The sequence below is a fragment of the Lamprobacter sp. genome (genome assembly GCF_034860625.1).
In the GTDB taxonomy this organism is placed as follows: domain Bacteria; phylum Pseudomonadota; class Gammaproteobacteria; order Chromatiales; family Chromatiaceae; genus Lamprobacter.
In genome coordinates this window covers 1-776 of the sequence record NZ_JAYESN010000684.1, presented here as the reverse complement: position 1 = coordinate 776, position 776 = coordinate 1, and the positions used below count along the sequence as shown (strand labels likewise).

At 61.9% G+C, this 776-nt stretch carries 1 protein-coding gene and 1 pseudogene; both read right to left on the bottom strand.

Translation table 11 applies throughout. The features are described from left to right. Positions 1 to 444 (bottom strand): DUF2887 domain-containing protein (locus tag VBE63_RS30755; RefSeq protein ID WP_323686739.1); only part of this gene is annotated, 444 nt, incomplete at its 3' end. Between the two features lie 103 nt (positions 445 to 547). Beyond that, a pseudogene (locus VBE63_RS30750) lies at positions 548 to 679 on the bottom strand (hypothetical protein); the annotation flags it as partial. Between the last annotated feature and the right edge of the window lie 97 nt (positions 680 to 776).

Below are 776 nucleotides of genomic sequence, written 5' to 3'. Positions count from 1 at the left end.
TGGCTGGTTTTTGGCGACAATCTCCCGATAGGCACGGGTCTGTTCGAGCGGGGTCATTTCACCAAGCATGCGGAGGATCTCCTCTAAGGTCTGGTCCTGAAAGCGCGCCATGAGCCAGGATTGGAAGACATCGAGACAATGGCGACGGGCGGTGTCGGACAGCGGGGCTTGTTGGATCTGACCATAGGCGATGGGGGCTTGTTCGCGCAAGCTCGCGGAGTCTTCGATCAGATACGGCAAGAAGGTGGCCAGCAAGGGGTGCTCAGGCTGGGTCTGGCTGAGCTGTTTGAGCACCTCGGTGAGATAGACCCGACGGATCGGGAGTTCGGGGTCGCGGGCGATGGCGCTGTGCCAGGGTTCGGTCTTCGGGTCGTGCTCGGGGCTGAGGAACAGCAGCAGTCCACAGACGGGTTGCGCGGGGCGGCGTTCGCCGAGTAGGCCCATGTCGATCAGCAGGCGATGGTAGATGTTGTCTTTTTTTCTGAGCTTGCACTTCGATCGCCCAGATCGCTTGCTTGAGGTCGGCGGGGAGCACGACGCCGTCGATGCGCCGCTCTAGGGCTTTGACGTCGATGGCCTCGAAGTCGTAAGAGCCATCGATGCTGAGGCCATTGGTGAGCAAGCGCAGAAACTCCGGGTCGGCGCCGAGGAGCAGGTAGATCTGTTTGTCAGTGTGCATGGACTCAGCGGCGGGCTTTGGGGTTGAGGGCGATCACCTGCCCTTGCCCTGCCCTGCTCCGTTCAAGCCACGCGCCATGGCGAGCGCGTCAAGTCCC